Here is an 18,335-nt window from a genome sequence, read left to right as displayed (position 1 = left end):
TATGTTTAAGAAATTCATAGAGAAACCTGTTTTATCAACAGTAATTTCCATCATTATAGTGATTCTGGGTATCCTGGGACTCATTACGCTTCCCATATCGCAATATCCTGACATCGCACCGCCAACAGTACAGGTTTCGGCTTCCTACCAGGGCGCCAATGCCGATGTGGTCATGAACAGTGTGGTGGTTCCTCTGGAAGAGCAGATCAATGGCGTGGAGGACATGACCTATATGACTTCTACCGCCAGTAACGATGGAACGGCCACCATTACGATAAATTTTAAACTGGGTACCAATCCCGATCTTGCTGCCGTCAATGTACAAAACCGGGTATCAAGGGCTACCAGTTTACTGCCAGCGGAGGTGATCCGTTCCGGGGTAGTGACAGCCAAAAGGCAGGCGAGTAACCTGCTGATCTTCGGGATCTACAGCGACAGCGCATCCTATGATCAGAAATTTTTGCAGAACTACGCCAACATCAACCTGATCCCTCAGATCAAACGGATCAACGGTGTAGGTGATGCGAGCGCTTTTGGTTTAATGGATTATACCATGAGGATCTGGCTTAAACCAGATGTGATGGCCACTTATGGCCTGGTTCCAAACGACATCAGTCTTGCATTGGCTGAACAGAATATAGAAGCTGCTCCGGGACAGTTTGGTGAACAGGGAAATCAAACTTTCCAGTATACCTTAAAGTATTCCGGCCGGTTAAAAAATGAAACAGAATTTAGCAACATCATTATCAGAACAGCCGCCAACGGGCAGATTTTGAGATTAAAGGATATTGCACGGATTGAACTCGGTGCACAAAGTTATGCCAGTTCTGTACGTTTCGACGGCAAGCCTGCATTGGGTGTCGCTATCAATCAGACCGCAGGCTCAAATGCCAAAGAAGTGATCGAAGGTTCATTACAGGTATTGGAAAATGCATCCGCAAACTTCCCCAAAGGGGTTCATTATGCGCCTATCGTAAACGTAAATGACTTTTTGGATGCGTCCATTGAAAAGGTAATCCATACTTTGATAGAAGCGTTTATCCTGGTATTTATTGTTGTATTTGTTTTCCTTCAGGACTTCCGGTCTACCCTGATCCCCGCGATTAGTGTACCTGTTGCAATTATCGGTACTTTCTTTTTTCTGAGCTTATTTGGTTTTACCATCAATTTGCTTACTTTGTTTGCACTCGTACTTGCCATAGGGATTGTCGTAGATGATGCCATCGTTGTGGTAGAGGCGGTGCACGCCAAGCTCGATCATGGGTATACTTCGGCCAGGAAGGCGACTGTAGATGCTATGGAGGACATTACAGGCGCCATCATTTCGATTACACTGGTTATGGCAGCGGTATTTATCCCTGTGAGCTTTATCCAGGGATCGTCTGGTGTATTTTATAAGCAGTTCGGTTTGACACTGGCTATCGCCATCATCTTGTCGGCCATCAACGCACTTACACTGAGTCCGGCGCTTTGCGCACTGTTTTTAAAACCCCATGCCGATGACCATGGCAAAAAGAAAAATTTACTGCAGCGTTTTTATACAGCCTTTAATACGTCATTTGACCTGATGACCAACCGGTACAAACGTTCGGTCAGTTTCCTTGCACGCAAAAAATGGATTGCCCTCGCAGGCATCGCACTATTTACAGTGGCATTAATCTGGACAATGAATACTACCCCTAAAGGATTTGTACCAAATGAGGATCTTGGAACGATCATGTCAGACATTTCCCTTCCGCCCTCCACCTCTCAGGAACGTACCAACGAAGTCATCGCACGAATCGACAGCATCGTACATACCATTCCTGAAGTAAACAATTCCATCAGGGTTGTGGGCCGAAGCCTGATCAGTGGTTCAGGAAGTTCATACGGTATGGTAATCAGCAGATTAAAACCCTGGAAAGAACGCGAACGCGATGTAAAAGCGATCATTGGGGAACTTTTTGCCAAGACTGCAAATATGAAAGGCGCGAAGATCATTTTCTTTGCTCCGCCAACCATACAGGGCTTTGGTACCAGTGGTGGATTTGAATTTCAGCTACAGGACAAGACCGGCGGTGACATCAATAAATTCAATGCCATCGGTAACGGATTTCTTGCCGCACTGGGCAAAAGACCGGAAGTACAGTATGCATCCACCTCCTTCAACCCAAATTTCCCTCAATATCAGATTGACGTCAATGTAGCGACCATAAAACAGGCCGGGTTAAATGTAAATGATGTACTGGGCGTTTTACAGGGCTATTATGGCGGTGTATATGCTTCCAATTTCAATAAGTTTGGAAAGCAGTACCGTGTCATGTACCAGGCAGACGCAGCCTACAGGGCAAATGAGCAAAGCTTAAATGGCATTTACGTAAGGAATGCTAAAGGAGATATGGCGCCTATCGGCGAATTCATTACTTTGAAAAAGGTATACGGACCACAGGCCATTTCCCGTTTTAACTTGTTTACCTCTATTGCAGTAACAGGCAGTCCAAACCCGGGCTACAGTTCCGGTGATGCATTGAAAGCAGTACAGGAAGAGGCAGCGATACATTTACCTGCCGGCTACGGGTATGAATTTTCTGGTCTTTCCCGCGAGGAAGTAGCCAGTGGTAGTCAGACTATTTTCATCTTCCTGCTTTGCGTTGTCTTTGTATATTTCCTGCTTTGCGCGCAATATGAAAGCTACATCCTGCCGCTGGCAGTATTGATCTCACTGCCGATCGGGTTGGCCGGTGTGTTTATTTTTGACAAGATTTTTAAAGTAGATAACAACATCTATACCCAGATCACCCTGATCATGCTGGTTGGTCTGCTCGCAAAAAACGCCATTTTGATTGTAGAGTTTGCGGTGGACAGAAGGCGCAAGGGCATGAGCATCGTAGATGCCGCAATCAATGGTGCGACTGCCAGGCTGCGTCCGATTTTAATGACCTCATTTGCATTTATTCTTGGGCTGATGCCGCTGATGCTTTCCACCGGCGTTGGTGCCGCTGGTAATAAATCTATTGGTACCGGCGCAGTTGGAGGAATGCTGATCGGAACCCTGTTTGGTGTATTTGTAATTCCGGCACTGTTCATTATTTTTCAGTCCCTTCAGGAACGGGTCAGCAGCAAATCTCCTTTTGAAGATGGAATTGTTAAAGAACAGGCTGAACTTGAATTTCCGGAAGTTGATACCCGTGAACATTAATTTAATGAAAAACATGAACCCAATCCATAAAAAGTCATATATCATCATCGGTTTCTGCACACTTGCATTAACCGCGTGTGTTACCAAAAAATACGAACGACCGGCGCTCAACAGCAATGGACTCTACCGTGATAACACCGTTACAGACACAACTACCATCGCTGATCTGCCCTGGAAAACTTTGTTTGCAGACCAGACACTGCAAACACTAATCCAGCAGGGCCTAAATGAAAACCTGGACCTGAAACAAGCCGTAGAAAGGATTAAAATTGCAGAGGCTGCCCTGCTGCAAAGCAAAGCTGCCTTTCTGCCCAGCCTTTCGGCCGATGTATCGGTCACAGATGCCAAGCAGTCTAAAGCTGCATTGAACTTTCCGCCGGGTGTAAATATCAACACAGAAACACAAACCTACAGGGCGCAATTGAGTACGAGCTGGGAGGCAGACATCTGGGGGAAACTGAGCAGCAGCAAGCGGGCCGCTTATGCCTCACTATTGCAGACAGATGCAGCAAAAAGAGCTGTACAAACACAGCTGATTGCCAATATCGCCAATATTTATTATAACCTGCTGGCATTGGATAAGCAACTGGCCATCACCGAGCAGACCGTCGGTATCAGGGAAAAAGATGTAGAGACCATGAAGTCACTGAAAGAGGGTGCTGTAGTAAACGGCGCAGCAGTAGTGCAAAGTGAAGCCAATCTGTATGCTGCCCAGGTCACCATTCCTGATCTGAAAAGAAGCATCAGGGAGGGTGAAAATGCGCTGAGTATCCTGCTGGGAAAAGGGCCTGGTGGTATTGAAAGGTCTAACCTTGACGCTCAGATGGCCTACAGCAGTTTACAGACCGGGGTATCTGCCCAGCTCCTGCAGAACAGGCCCGATGTACAAGCCGCAGAATTTGCTTTCCGTGCTGCATTTGAAAACAAGAATGTTGCCAGGACATACTTCTATCCTGCCCTTACGCTGACAGCAAATGGTGGCTTGTCCAGCCTGGATGTCAAAAACTTTTTCGACAATTCAATATTTTATAACCTGATCGGCGGACTTACCCAGCCAATTTTCAACAAGGGTCAGAACAAAGTCAGGCTTAGAACTGCAGAGGCACAGCAGCAGCAGGCATTTTACAGCTTCCAGCAGACCTTGTTAACTGGCGGACAGGAAGTTTCCAATGCTTTATACGCCTACCAGACCGCAGCTGAAAAAGAAGCCACCAGGGCAAAACAGATCGCCGCTCTGACCAAGGCCGTTGACTTTACCAAAGAATTACTGCGTTATAGCTCTGCAACAAACTATACGGATGTACTGACATCGGAACAAAGCCTTTTAGCTGCCCAGCTCAGCAGTATCAATGACAGGCTGCAAAAGCTGCAGGCTGTAGTAAATTTGTACAGAGCCCTCGGAGGGGGATGGCAGTAAAAAATAATGTGTTTTTCGGACTCGAAATCTTTGAAGGAAAAGATTTCACATGTCCTCAAAACACATTATTTTTTTTGGAAGTTATGGAAGGCGCAGACACAAAGTCCCGGAAGGTGCAGGTACTAGGGATTCGAATATGAAATTTGTCTAAACCGTCTGTATGCTAGCAGGCGGTTTTTTTTATGCTTTTTTTCTTTGCAGTAGACTGCCTTAAGGTCATCGCAGTAGGCAAGATGATCTGGCTGTATTCATGAACGGTTTTTGGGTTGTTTAGCCGCTGCATTAAAATGGTCATGATATTTTCCGCGATTTCCTCGAGGGGCTGCGCTATAGCGGTAATTGTAGGTGATATGAATTCAAGTAATTCAAAGTCATCAAAAGAAAGCACGGCAAGGTCATCCGGAATGTTCAGTCCCATATGTCTTATGGCACGAAGGCCATCCATACAAAGATAATTTGCTGAAAAAATCACCGCATCCAGTTGCTTTTGTCCTGTCAGATAATCCATGATCGCAGGAAGTCCGGTGGTAGCATTTAAATAATTGATTTTTAATATACTTGGAGTCAACCCGGCCTGAGCTACAGCATTTTCATAGCCCTTTAACCGGTCCAGCATCTGCTGCTCTATGGTATCTATAGTTACAAAACCTATATTTTGATAACCGTTATCGACCAGATGACAAGTCGCTTTATAAGTACTCTCTTCATTATTGATCACCACATAATCGGTATTCAGTTCCTTAAAATACCTGTCAAATAGCACAACCGGCTTACGGCTTTCCGTCAATGCCCCTACTTCCGTTTCCAAACCTTCCGGTAATGCGATGATATATCCGTCTACATGTCTGTCCTGAAAAATCTGCAGCAGTTCTATGGCCTTCTTCTTACTGCCGCGTGTACTGCTGTAAATGATCTTATATCCATTTTTAGCAGCCTTTTCATCAATAAATCTGGCAAGATTTGAGAAAAAGGGTCTGGATATGTCATCTACCAAAAAAACAATGATATTGGTCTTTCCGGTCCTGAAGCTTCTGGCCAGTGCATCCGGCTTATAATCCAGCTCTTCCACCAAGGCCAAAACCCGTTGGGTAAGCTCCTCACTAATTCTTTTTTCCCTGGCTTTGCCATTTACAACAAACGAGACCGTACTTATAGAAATTCCCAGCTGTTTTGCAATATCCTTAATTGATACCTTTTTCTCCATCAAACAATCATCATTGATCTTGCAATATAAGAAATCGGGTTTAACATTCCCCCCCCTGAGTCATTAATTGGATTGATATAACAAGCACCTTTATCTAGAATAATTCTAATTTATTTTGTTTATAAAGATTTTGATGCTTTCTTTGTGTTAAATTAGAATTAATCCAAATAACTATAATCCACAATATGATTAAATTTAGACTATTTAATTTAACTGCCCTGTTCCTTATTTTATCACTGGGCCTTTTTGCCCAGCAAGCGACCTATCAGGTTAGCGGAAAAGTAATCACCCGGGACGGTAATGCAGCTTCAGGCATCAGCATTGTTCTAAAAGGCAGCGGACAGGCTACCATGACCGCTGAAAACGGTGAGTTTACATTTAAACGGGTGAAGGCGGGGAATTACATGCTGATTGCTTCCGCAATCGGTCTTAAGAAACAAGACCAGGCTATCCGGGTTTCCAATTCCGATATCTCTGGTATTAATCTTACACTTGATGAAAATTCTTCTCAACTGGACGAAATCGTCATTTCCAGCACCAAGACCAACCGCTTTAACAAAAAACAAAGCGAATTTGTCGCCAAAACTCCGCTCAGCAAACTTGAAAATCCCCAGGTATACACCACTGTAAGTAAAGAACTGCTTACAGATCAGCTGATATTTAATGTTGATGAAGCAGTAAGGAACGTACCCGGTATGCAAAAGATGTGGGAGGCCACCGGCCGGGGTGGTGATGGCGGAAGCTACTATAACACCCGCGGATTCATCGTGCAAAGTAATTTAAGAAATGGCATTGCCGGTATCGTGACCAGTGAGATCGATGCGGTAAACCTGGAAAGACTGGAAGTGATCAAGGGGCCTTCAGCTACGCTTTTCGGTAGTGCCTTAACCTCTTACGGTGGCCTGATCAACCGGGTAACCAAAAAACCTTATGAAACTTTTGGCGGAGAAGTCGCCTTTTCAGGAGGTAATAATAATTTCCAGAGGATCCATTTAGACCTGAATCAGCCCATTAATGATAAGTTGCTGTTTCGCGTCAATGCCGCCTATAACAATGAAGATACTTTTCAGGACATCGGTTTTACCAAAAGCAGTGTCTTTGCACCGAGCCTGACTTACAATGCTTCCGACAGACTTACTATAAATCTTGATGCTGAAGTATTTTACGGTACCAATACCGGGAAACAGGCTTTTTTCTTCTATTTTCCTGCTGCTGATCTCGGTGTGAGGACTGCAGACGATCTTCCTGTCGATTATAAAAAATCTTACCTTGGCGATGGACTGTTCCAGCGTTCAAGAAGTTCAAACTTTTTTGCACAGGTCAATTATAAGATCTCCGAAGCTTTTACTTCATCGACTAATTTTACCTCATCGAACAGCTTTTCCAATGGTTTCTCCCCTTACTTTTACCTGATTCCCGACGGAGTGATCGAAGCCGATCCTGCTAAAAATGGCAAAAGCAATTACATGGCTCGCGCAGATCAGTCTACCGGCGACAGCAAGAACAATGTTCTCGAAGTCCAGCAAAACTTCAACGGCGATTTCAAAATCGGAGGATTGAGAAACCGCATGGTACTTGGACTTGATTTCATCCGGGCCGATGCCAAACAGAACTTCTATGGAAGCAGCTGGGATATTGTTCCGCTAAATGTTCCCGGGTTTGATTACAGCAGTTTCAACGGCATCAATATGTCTCAAAAATATGCCACTTCAACGCCTGAGTTCACCTACCCTATTGTAAACATTACCAATACCTATAGCGCATACCTTTCTGACGTCATCAACATTACAGATAAATTCAGCATTCTGGCTGCTGTACGTGCAGACAGGTTTGAAAGCAAAGGCGGGAAAACAGGCGGAGCAGACGACGCTGTTTACAACCAAAATGCCCTGTCGCCTAAGTTTGGTGCCGTATATCAGCCCATTAAAGACGTGATCTCCATTTTTGCCAATTATCAGAACAGCTTTACGAATCCTGGTGCATATACCAAATATGACCCTTCATCGGCATCAAAAACCGCAACGGTAATTGCGGAACTTGAACAGGCCAATCAAATTGAGGGCGGAATAAAACTGGACGCTTTTAAAGGTAAACTAAGTGCCACTATAAGTTATTACGACATTAAGGTAAAAGATATGCTGAGAACTGATGTAAGTCTCCCTGCTGCCGGATTATTTGCTTCTGTGCAGGATGGGGCCCAACTCAGCAAAGGTATAGAAGCGGAAATTATTGCCAATCCTTTCAGGGGACTGAATATCGTCGGCGGCTTCAGTTACAATGACTCTAAAATGGAGACTGAAGATCCGGATGTGAACGGCCGCAGGCCGGCGTATGCCTCTTCGCCGATACTCGCCAACCTGTTCTTCAGTTACCGTCTTCCGGACAACGCGATTAAAGGGCTTGGTTTTGGTTTGGGCGGAAACTACGCAAGTGACAACAAGGTCGTAAACAGCCTGAGCAGTGGCATCTTCATACTGCCCGCTTATACGCTGCTGAATGCTTCCCTGTTTTATGAAAACAGCAATATCAGGCTTGGGGCTAAAATAGACAACCTGACCAACGAAAAATATTGGATCGGATACGGGACCGCGAACCCTCAGAAACTGAGAAGCTTTGCGGGAAGTATCGCTTATAAATTTTAAAAATACACCCTGGTGATCAATAAGAAATACAGATTCAAATACTGGATCGGACAAATACATTTATGGCTCGGATTAACATCCGGGCTATTTGTGTGTTTTTTGGGAATAACAGGATGCATCCTTGCTTTTGAACGTGAAATCGAAGACATCACACAGCCTTATCGCTTTGTAAAAACCGAAAACAGGCCTTATATCGAACCCTCTAAGCTAAAAATCATAGCGGATGCCAAAGTACCCGGGAAACATGCGCACAGTGTGGGTTATGAAAAAGGCAAAGCAACAACGGTAGTCTATTATGCTGAGGATCCTGCATATTACTGGATCGTCTTTGTTAATCCTTACTCCGGCGAGGTATTAAAGGTGAAGAACATGGATGATGACTTCTTCAGGATCATGATCATGGGTCATTATTACCTATGGCTTCCTCCAAATATAGGTCAGCCAGTGTTGGCCAGCGCTACGCTGATGTTCTTTTTTCTTTTATGTTCGGGCCTGATCTTATGGTGGCCAAAAAATAAAGCCGCCAGCAAAAAACGCTTTACAATTAAGTGGAATGCAAAATGGAAACGGTTAAATTATGACCTGCACAATGTTTTCGGGTTTTATATGACCTGGATCCTGATCTTTATCGCTTTTTCCGGACTGGTCATGGGCTTTCAGTGGTTTGCCAAATCTGCTTACTGGGTCACAGCAGGGGGAAAATCTATGGTTCAGTTTGAAGAAAGCTTTTCTGACAGTACACTGGTAAACACTGTAACTGGTCGTAAACCGGCCATAGATATTCTTCTGGCCAAAACCATGAAGGAAAATCCAAACTACCCGGGCAGCATAGAAGTGCATGTGCCGGACGGGCCAAAAGCCGCCATTGAGGTGGCACTGAATCCGGATACGGAAACTTACTGGAAAGCCGATTACCTGTGGTATGACCAGTATACACTTCAGGAAATGGACGTAAAGCACAGCTATGGCCGGTTTGCCAACACCAGTTTTGCCGATAAGATGATGCGGGCCAATTATGACATTCATATCGGCGCTGTTGCCGGGCTGCCCGGAAAAATAATGGCCTTCTGCGCGAGTCTGGTTGCCGCAAGCCTGCCAGTTACCGGTTTCCTGATCTGGAGAGGCCGGCACAGGAAGAAAAAATAAGAATTGATTAACGGCTAGTATAGAGCGGCACAGCTGTGGTTTTCCTTACATTAGGTTTTATCTTAACAAAATACTGACAAGGTAATAACAGGGTGCTTACAGGGTGATAACAGGGTCACTGATATAATTATTATCTTATTATGATATATTTAGCACCTTTATCTTATGTTGGAATTCCAGAGGGATTTCGGTTGAAACCCTGATCATTGCTGCACTGACATAGCTGTCATTTAAAACCGCAGGTAATGATGGTATAAGATATACACAAATCATTCAATATCAATAACATTTATAAAAAAAATCTTTGCTGCAAAAATATTAATTTCTATCTTTGCCGTCCCTAACGGGAAAAAGGAGATTTAATTTTAATGGCTAAAAAACAAGTAGCAGAAAAAGAACTAGAGGCTAAAACAGCTGAACTGCAGGGCGCAGATGCTCGCCTGGCGGAAAAAGAAACCATTGAATCAGAAGCTGATTCAGTGTCGATCGAACAGATCAAATCATCATTGGCAACTCCAGATCAGGATTTTGACTGGGATGCAGACGACAAAGCTTTCGGAAATTACAGTGACGCAGACCGTAAAAAGTTTGAAGACATGTATACCGATACTTTCAATCAAATCACTCAGGGTGAAATCATCAGCGGAACTGTTGTTTCAATCAACAACAAAGACGTAGTACTGAACGTTGGATTTAAATCAGACGGTCTGGTATCTACTTCTGAATTCCGTGATACACCTGATTTGAAAGTTGGCGACAAAGTTGACGTTTTTGTGGAAGCTCCTGAAGACGCAAACGGCCAGCTGATCTTATCTCGTAAAAGAGCTAAGACTCAGAGATCATGGGAAACCATCAATGAAGCCCTTGACAATGACAGAATCATCAACGGATTTGTTAAAAGCCGTACTAAAGGTGGTCTTATTGTTGACATCATGGGTGTTGAGGCGTTCTTGCCAGGTTCTCAAATTGACATCAAACCTATCCGCGACTACGATGTATACGTGGGTAAAACCATGGAATTCAAGGTTGTTAAGATCAACCATGAGTTTAAAAACGTAGTTGTTTCTCATAAAATCCTTATCGAGGATGACCTGGAAAGCCAAAAAGTGGAGATCGTATCTAAACTGGAAAAAGGTCAGGTTCTTGAAGGTACCGTTAAAAACATCACAGATTTCGGCGTGTTCATCGATCTTGGTGGTGTAGACGGATTACTTCACATTACTGATATTTCATGGGGCCGCATAGAGCATCCAAAAGAAGTATTGAGCCTTGATGAAAAAATCAATGTGGTTGTTCTTGACTTTGATGACGAGAAAAAACGTATTGCTTTAGGATTAAAACAATTGACTCCGCACCCTTGGGAATCATTAGATGCTAATTTAGCTATCGGTTCTCATGTAAAAGGTAAAATTGTTACTGTTGCTGATTACGGCGCATTCTTAGAAATCATCCCGGGTGTAGAAGGTTTGATCCACGTATCAGAAATGTCGTGGTCACAAAACCTGCGCAGTCCTCAGGAATTCCTGAAAGTTGGTGACGAGATCGAAGCTGAAGTATTGACTTTGGACAGGGACGAACGCAAAATGAGTTTAGGTATCAAACAACTGACTCAGGATCCTTGGCAAAATGTTGCTGCTAAATATCCAATCGGAAGCAAACATACTGCTGTTGTTAAAAACATGACTAATTTCGGTGTGTTTGTGGAAATCGAAGAAGGTATCGACGGATTGATCCACATCTCTGATCTTTCATGGTCTAAAAAAGTAAACCACCCTAATGAATTCACTAAAGTAGGTGATACACTGGCGGTAGTTGTTTTAGAGCTGGATGTGGAAAGCCGCAAACTGAGCTTAGGACACAAACAACTGGAAGAAAACCCTTGGGATACTTTTGAAACTATCTTTACTGTAGATTCAATCCACCAGGGAACTGTTGTTAAAGTAACTGATAAAGGTGCTGTGATTGCTTTACCTTATGGTGTTGAAGGTTTCGTACCAACAAAACACATGGCTAAAGAAGATGGTGGTACCATCAAAGCTGAAGAAACCAATGACTTCAAAATCATTGAGTTCAACAAAGATGCTAAGCGTATCGTTGTTTCTCACGCCCGTATCTGGGAAGAGGCTAAAGCTGAAGCTGCCAACGAGGAAAGAAATGCTAAGAAAAAAGAAGCTAAAGCATCTAGTACTGCAGTGAAAAAAGTTAAAGATTCTGTTGAAAAATCTACATTAGGTGATTTAGGCGTGCTTGCACAATTAAAACAACAAATGGAAGGTGAAGAAAACAAGGCTAAAAAATAAGCTGTAATCTTTAAATCTAAATATTGAGAGGGTTGTTCATCTGGACAGCCCTCTTTTTTGTGTAATTTTGAAGCGCACACAATCCGAATCACATGAAAATACTGCTCAGTGCTATATTCAGCTTCCTGCTGTTCAATACATCGAAGGCTCAGCTCCCGGCAATTATCCCACAGCCCGCTGAACTGCATATCAATGCTGCCGGTGATAAGTTTACCATAGACAACGGTACCATGATCCTGATCAGCGATACTGCTTTCAAAAGGTCGGCTGCGTATTTGAAGGATCATCTGTTGAAATATTATGGCATTACCTCGCATACTGATGCATATGCTGTAAATGAAAAGAAAAAGAATACCATCAGGTTGATCAGGACAGCAAGTACTACTCAGAATCCTGGTCAGTATATGCTGGATGTCTTAAATAAAAACATTACCATCAATGCTTCAACCGATGAAGGAATATTTTATGCTGTTCAGACACTTTTGCAATTGTTGCCTGTAAAACAAGGCCTGCCGCTGGATATACCTTCGGTTAATATTATTGATTACCCCCGTTTTGCCTACAGAGGCATGCACCTGGATGTCAGCCGTCATTTTTTTGATGTCGCTTTTGTTAAAAAATACATCGATTACCTGGCTATGCATAAATTGAACTACTTTCACTGGCACCTGACAGATGACCACGGGTGGCGTATAGAGATCAAAAGGCATCCGAAGTTGACAGATATCGGTGCATGGCGAAATGGCACTATAACGGGCCTGTATCCGGGAACCGGAAATGACGGGCTCAGATATGGCGGTTATTACACTCAGGATGAGGTTAAAGAAGTGATAAAGTATGCGGCAGACCGTTATATTCATGTAATTCCGGAAATCGAAATGCCCGCACATAGTATGGCGGTTTTAGCCGCCTATCCTGAATTTGGGACAGAGCCGTCGAAAAAATATGAAGTCGCCCAGACCTGGGGAATCTTTAATAAGTTCAACAATGTATTCCAGCCTGCTGAACAAACTTTTAAGTTTCTTGAAGAGGTTTTAACTGAAGTAATGGAGCTGTTCCCTTCTAAATACATTCATATCGGTGGTGATGAGGGTTCAAAGATCTGGTGGAAACAATCTGCCATTTCCCAACAGATCATGAAGGAAAACGGGCTGAAAGATGAGAGCGCCCTGCAAAGTTATTTTATACACCGCATAGAAAAATTTGTGAACAGTAAAGGCAAAACTATTATCGGATGGGACGAAATTTTAGACGGCGGGCTGGCACCTAATGCTATAGTAATGAGCTGGCGCGGCGAGAAGGGTGGCATTGCGGCAGCTAAACAAAAGCATATGGTGGTGATGACTCCGGAGAACGCTATGTATTTTAATCACAGTCAGTTTCTGAAAGAGGATTCGCTGACGGCCGCTAAATTCCTGCCATTAAGTACGGTATATAATTACGAACCGGTGCCGGCAATATTAACTGCTGAAGAAAGCAAATACATTTGGGGCGCCCAGGGCAATTTGTGGTCAGAATACATTGCCAGCCCCGCTAAAGCAGAATATATGCTTTTCCCCAGACTGGACGCCCTGAGCGAAGTATTGTGGAGCCAAAGAACGAAGAAAGATTACGGGGATTTTCGGCAACGGTTAAAAACACAGCTGAAACGCTATGACCTGTTGAAAATCAATTACAGCCAGCGATACCTTTCTGATTGACCTCCTGTGCTTGTGCTAACCGGTGTAAGCGCTTTGGGCAATTAGATTTTTAAAAATTGATTCAGGGTTTGGGGTTACAACTTTTTGGCTATATTTGTGCAATTATTTAGTCAATGCAAAAAAGAATCCTGCTAGACGGACAAAAATTCCAGATCACAATTAAGCGACTTTGTCACCAGTTAATTGAGAATCACCATGATTTTTCCAATACCGTTTTAATCGGTATCCAGCCGAGAGGCCCGTACTTTGCCAACAGGGTACAACAGGAACTCTCAAAGATCCTTGGAAAAGACACCATAAAAAAAGGCGACCTGGACATTACTTTTTTCAGAGATGATTTCAGAAGAAAAGACGGCATCGTATCAGCAAGCAGCAATAACATAGATTTTATTATAGAAGAAAAAAATGTGATCCTCATAGACGATGTACTGTGGACAGGCAGGACGATCAGATCTGCCATGGATGCTTTACTTGCTTATGGCAGACCCGCCAAAGTAGAGCTCATGGTGTTGATCGACAGGAGGTTTTCCAGACAGCTGCCGATCGAGCCTGATTATATCGGGCACCAGGTAGACAGTCTGAACTCGCAGATGGTGAGGGTGAGCTGGAAGGAGACCGAGGGTGAAGACAAAGTTATCTTATTATCAGAAAGCAATAAATAGTATGGCAGCAGAGAAATTATCAACCCGACATCTTCTAGGTATAAAGGACATTAACCGCGATGATATTGAATTGATTTTTGAAACTGCAGATAACTTTAAAGATGTCATCAACAGGCCAATAAAAAGAGTTCCTTCCCTGCGTGACATCACCATAGCAAATATTTTCTTTGAAAACTCTACCCGTACCAAGCTTTCATTTGAGCTGGCAGAAAAAAGACTTTCGGCCGATGTGGTGAATTTCGCTGCGTCTTCTTCATCGGTAAGCAAGGGTGAAACACTGATCGATACCGTAAATAATATTCTGGCCATGAAAGTGGACATGGTAGTGATGAGGCATCCCTACGCAGGAGCCGGTCAGTTCTTAAGCAGGCATATAAAAGCACAGATTGTAAACGCCGGTGACGGGGCGCACGAACATCCGACCCAGGCTTTGCTGGATGCTTTTTCAATTCGCCAGAAGCTGGGCAGCGTCGCAGGCAAAAAAGTGGTGATCGTTGGCGATATCCTGCATTCAAGGGTGGCGATATCTAACATCCTCTGCCTTCAGAAACTGGGTGCAGAGGTGATGGTCTGCGGACCGACAACTTTGATCCCCAAATACATTTCCAGTCTTGGCGTAAAAGTAGAGCATGACCTGATTAAAGCTTTGAACTGGTGTGATGTGGCCAATATGCTCCGCATTCAGCTGGAACGGCAGGACATTAAATATTTTCCCTCTCTCAGAGAATATGCCATGATGTACGGCCTGAATAAACAAATTCTGAACAGCCTTGACAAAGAGATCATCGTCATGCATCCGGGACCGATAAACCGTGGTGTGGAGATCACCAGTGACGTAGCAGACAGTAAACAGTCTATTATTTTGGAACAGGTAGAAAACGGCGTTGCCATCAGAATGGCTGTGCTTTATTTACTGGCTTCTCAAAGAGATTAGATGACTAAAAAAGGTCGTTTATACCAATTCTATTTTCTTTTCGTTAATCCAGTGTTATCAACACATGTTAATTTCTTGTAACCATAAGACCCAATACTATATTTATCTTAGTACCAACCATATTTGAAACAAATGCAGAAAAAATACCTTTTTATTCCGCTGTTACTAGCAGGAGGCGTCACCTCCACATTTGCGCAGTCTAGCATACTAGTTAACCTCAATAAAAATTACAAGACCGGGTTAGAGTTATTAGATAATGAAAAATTTGTAGCCGCCGCACAGCAGTTTAAGCTGGTAGAGCAGGTCAGGCAAAGGCCCGGAGCACAGACTGAAAGTAATGCTGAGCTGTCCCTGCTTAAAGAAAATGCTAAATTTTATGCAGCGGTTTGCGCCCTGGAACTTGGTAATGACGATGCGGAAAGCCTCTTTCTGAATTTTATCAAAGACTACCCGCTGAATCCAAATGCCAAACTTGCTTATTTTCATGTGGGCAAAGCCTACTTTGCACAGAAGAATTATGAGAAAGCACTCGAGTGGTTCGGAAAGGCTGACCCTAACCTGTTTTCTGCAAAGCAGCGTTTAGAATATCAGTTTAAACAAGGGTATGCTTACTTTATGAAAAATGATATAGAGAAAGCGGAACCTTTGTTTGAAGCGGTTAAAAAAGACGATTCTCCCTTTCAGGAAAGTGCCACTTATTATTTTGCGTACATCAATTACCTGAACAAGGAATATAAAACTGCACTCAGCAACTTCGAAAAACTGAAGGGCTCTCCTACTTATGAAGCCAGCTATCCTTACTACATCACTTCCATGTATTATCTGGATGAGCGTTATGATGATGTAATTAATTATGCGGTCCCTATTTTGAAGAGTTCCAAGCAGGAGTACGAATCAGAAATGCTGAGCATCATCGCGGCTTCTTACTTTGCTAAATCCGACTACATCAATGCCGAAAAGTATTTTAAGGAATTTTATGCGAAAGACAAGTCGGGTAAGAAGAACAATTTGTACATCTACCAGTACGGGTATTCCTTATTCTTTCAGAAAAAATATACGGAATCAGTTGCTGTCCTTGAAAAACTGGATACCGATGATGTTTACCTTCAAAGCGGTATGTATACGCTGGGCCGCTCATTCATCGAATTGAAAAATAAAGAAAAAGCCAGAAGTGCATTTTTCAGGGCATCAAGACTTGATTTTGATAAGGTTGTGCAGGAGGAAGCGTGGCTGAACTATACGCGGCTGAGCTATGAGCTGGATTTTAATCAGCAGGCGCTGGAATCTATTCAAAACTTTTTAAAGCAATTCCCCAATTCAAGGAAGATCAATGAAGCAAAAACACTGCTGGGTGAGATTTTACTGACCAGCAAAAACTACCAGGTTGCGGTTGACATTTTAGAGCCTCTGCAAAATAAATCGCCTGAAGCGAAGGAGGCCTATCAGAAGGCTACCTATTTCAGAGGACTGGAGTTCTACAATGAGCGCGCTTTCCCAAATGCACTTTCTATGTTTCTACGGTCTGAAAAATTTCCGCAGGATGAAGAAATCCTCGCTTTGAGCACTTACTGGAAAGCTGAGGCATCCTATGAGCTGAGGAAATTTGGTGAGGCGGTAAAGCATTTTGAAACGTTTCTAACCATGGAAGGCGCTAAAAAAACGGGTGTATATAATTTCGCCAATTACGCACTGGCTTATGCTGCATTTGAAGATGAAAAGTATGTGAAAGCGGCTAATTATTTTGAACGTTTTTTAAGTGGTAACGACAAGGATCAAAAAACAGTAAATGATGCGATCATCAGGCTTGCTGATTCTTATTTTGTGAGCAAGAGCTATGGCAACGCAATGGCCAATTACAACAAAATTATCGCCAGTCGTGCTACGGGTGAAGATTATGCATTATTCCAACGCGGAATGATCCAGGGCCTGGAGAACCAGAATGACGCAAAGATCGCGACCATGCAGGACCTGTTAAAGCAATATCCAAATTCTAATTATGCAGATGATGCCGGATTTGAGACCGCTTATACTTATTTCAACAAGGGGGATTTTGAAAAATCCAAATCTGACCTGATCACGCTGGTGAGCCAATATCCGAGAAGCAGTTACGTGCCAAGAGCTTTGGTGACGATTGGCCTGGTCCAGTACAATCAGGATAAGGATGATGAGGCACTGGAGTCATTTAAAAAAGTGATCAGGGAGTATGCCAGTACAGAAGAAGCTAAACAGGCACTGGAGTCGATTAAAAACATTTATGTAGACAGGGGTGATTCTGAGGGCTTCATTACTTATGCCAGCTCCACTCCTCTGGGCAACTACAGTGCTGCTGAGCAGGATGGTATTGTATTTCAGGCAGCGAGCAACCGTTATTTAAAAGGCGACTTTCAAGGTGCTTTTGAAGCCATTAATGCTTATTTTGATAAATACCCGAAGGCAATACATGATAAGGAGGCGAAGTTCATCAGGGCGGAATCACTGGTAAAGCTGGGCCGGCCTTTAGAGGCGGTGCCTGATTATGAATACATTTTGAACGACTGGACCAGTGACTATACTGAACGCTCCCTGGTCAGTATTTCTGAAGTATTCCTGAATCAGAAAAAATACAATGAGGCCATTGTCTATTTAAAAAGACTGGAAACTACTGCCGATTATAAGGCACACTACAGTTATGCAATCAATAATCTGCTCAGGGCTTATGATGCTTTGAATATGCCCGACGACATGCTGAAGTACGTGAAACTGATCAGGGAATCTGAAAAAGCATCTGAAGAGGAAAAGAACAGTTCAGAACTGTACGCCGGAAAAGCTTACCTGCTGAAAGCAGATACCGCACAGGCGACGAAAGCCTTCACAACGGTGGTTAGCAAAACTAAAACCGTTGCCGGTGCCGAGGCGAAATATAACCTTGCCTTCCTGCAATATGCAAAGGGTGATTATAAAACTTCTACAAAAACTTGTTTTGACCTGATCAACAATATGCCTTCCCATGATTACTGGGTGGCCAAATCTTTTATACTGTTATCTGATAATTATGTTGCGCTGAAGGACAATTTGCAGGCAAAAAGCACGCTGCTGAGCCTGATAGACAACTATGAAGGCAAGGATGACATTGTTCCGACCGCTAAAGAGAAATTAGAAAAAATCAAATAAGA

General features: G+C 43.3%; 10 protein-coding genes. 9 read left to right on the top strand and 1 reads right to left on the bottom strand.

The genetic code is table 11. The annotated features are described in order from the left end of the window. Position 1 precedes the first annotated feature (1 nt). Positions 2 to 3,178, top strand: a complete 3,177-nt coding sequence (locus tag QEP08_RS07375; protein WP_285056953.1) for an efflux RND transporter permease subunit — start codon at positions 2 to 4, stop codon at positions 3,176 to 3,178. 4 nt (positions 3,179 to 3,182) lie between these two features. Next, positions 3,183 to 4,595 carry an efflux transporter outer membrane subunit gene (locus tag QEP08_RS07370; protein ID WP_285056951.1) on the top strand — a complete coding sequence of 471 codons (1,413 nt, stop codon included), beginning with the start codon at positions 3,183 to 3,185 and terminating at the stop codon, positions 4,593 to 4,595. A 163-nt stretch (positions 4,596 to 4,758) separates the two neighbouring features. On the opposite strand, the gene QEP08_RS07365 is transcribed toward QEP08_RS07370, so the two are convergent. After that, positions 4,759 to 5,799, bottom strand: coding sequence for a LacI family DNA-binding transcriptional regulator (locus QEP08_RS07365; protein WP_285056949.1), 1,041 nt, complete (start codon positions 5,797 to 5,799; stop codon positions 4,759 to 4,761). A 185-nt stretch (positions 5,800 to 5,984) separates the two neighbouring features. On the opposite strand from QEP08_RS07365, the gene QEP08_RS07360 reads away from it, so the two are divergent. The 7 genes from QEP08_RS07360 (at position 5,985) to QEP08_RS07330 (ending at position 18,333) form a co-directional block, all read left to right on the top strand. Next, positions 5,985 to 8,441 carry a TonB-dependent receptor gene (locus QEP08_RS07360; protein ID WP_285056947.1) on the top strand — a complete coding sequence of 819 codons (2,457 nt, stop codon included), beginning with the start codon at positions 5,985 to 5,987 and terminating at the stop codon, positions 8,439 to 8,441. 12 nt (positions 8,442 to 8,453) lie between these two features. Then, positions 8,454 to 9,587: a PepSY-associated TM helix domain-containing protein gene (locus tag QEP08_RS07355; RefSeq protein ID WP_285056946.1), complete on the top strand. Its 1,134-nt coding sequence runs from the start codon at positions 8,454 to 8,456 to the stop codon at positions 9,585 to 9,587. Positions 9,588 to 9,955: 368 nt separating this feature from the next. Continuing rightward, complete coding sequence (gene rpsA / locus QEP08_RS07350; RefSeq protein ID WP_285056944.1) at positions 9,956 to 11,887, top strand: 30S ribosomal protein S1; 1,932 nt, start codon at positions 9,956 to 9,958, stop codon at positions 11,885 to 11,887. Between the two features lie 92 nt (positions 11,888 to 11,979). Continuing rightward, the gene (locus QEP08_RS07345) at positions 11,980 to 13,587 is read left to right on the top strand and encodes a beta-N-acetylhexosaminidase (RefSeq protein WP_285056942.1); all 1,608 of its coding nucleotides are present in this window, start codon (positions 11,980 to 11,982) and stop codon (positions 13,585 to 13,587) included. A gap of 113 nt (positions 13,588 to 13,700) precedes the next feature. Beyond that, a complete protein-coding gene (pyrR, locus tag QEP08_RS07340; protein ID WP_285056940.1) occupies positions 13,701 to 14,249 on the top strand; it encodes a bifunctional pyr operon transcriptional regulator/uracil phosphoribosyltransferase PyrR in 549 nt (182 codons plus the stop codon). 1 nt (position 14,250) lies between these two features. Next, a complete protein-coding gene (locus QEP08_RS07335; RefSeq protein WP_285056938.1) occupies positions 14,251 to 15,183 on the top strand; it encodes an aspartate carbamoyltransferase catalytic subunit in 933 nt (310 codons plus the stop codon). Between the two features lie 132 nt (positions 15,184 to 15,315). Then, positions 15,316 to 18,333: a tetratricopeptide repeat protein gene (locus tag QEP08_RS07330; protein WP_285056936.1), complete on the top strand. Its 3,018-nt coding sequence runs from the start codon at positions 15,316 to 15,318 to the stop codon at positions 18,331 to 18,333. The last annotated feature ends 2 nt before the right edge of the window (positions 18,334 to 18,335 follow it).

The sequence above is a fragment of the Pedobacter ginsengisoli genome (assembly GCF_030244015.1).
Classification (GTDB): Bacteria; Bacteroidota; Bacteroidia; order Sphingobacteriales; family Sphingobacteriaceae; genus Pedobacter; species Pedobacter ginsengisoli.
This window is presented reverse-complemented; position numbering and strand designations above follow the sequence as displayed.

Bases quoted from the DNA above. Each gene is read 5' to 3' on its own strand.
- QEP08_RS07375 (WP_285056953.1), top strand. From the start codon at position 2: ATGTTTAAGAAATTCATAGAGAAACCTGTTTTATCAACAGTAATTTCC.
- QEP08_RS07370 (WP_285056951.1), top strand. From the start codon at position 3,183: ATGAAAAACATGAACCCAATCCATAAAAAGTCATATATCATCATCGGT.
- QEP08_RS07365 (WP_285056949.1), bottom strand. From the start codon at position 5,799: ATGGAGAAAAAGGTATCAATTAAGGATATTGCAAAACAGCTGGGAATT.
- QEP08_RS07360 (WP_285056947.1), top strand. From the start codon at position 5,985: ATGATTAAATTTAGACTATTTAATTTAACTGCCCTGTTCCTTATTTTA.
- rpsA (WP_285056944.1), top strand. From the start codon at position 9,956: ATGGCTAAAAAACAAGTAGCAGAAAAAGAACTAGAGGCTAAAACAGCT.
- QEP08_RS07345 (WP_285056942.1), top strand. From the start codon at position 11,980: ATGAAAATACTGCTCAGTGCTATATTCAGCTTCCTGCTGTTCAATACA.
- pyrR (WP_285056940.1), top strand. From the start codon at position 13,701: ATGCAAAAAAGAATCCTGCTAGACGGACAAAAATTCCAGATCACAATT.
- QEP08_RS07335 (WP_285056938.1), top strand. From the start codon at position 14,251: ATGGCAGCAGAGAAATTATCAACCCGACATCTTCTAGGTATAAAGGAC.
- QEP08_RS07330 (WP_285056936.1), top strand. From the start codon at position 15,316: ATGCAGAAAAAATACCTTTTTATTCCGCTGTTACTAGCAGGAGGCGTC.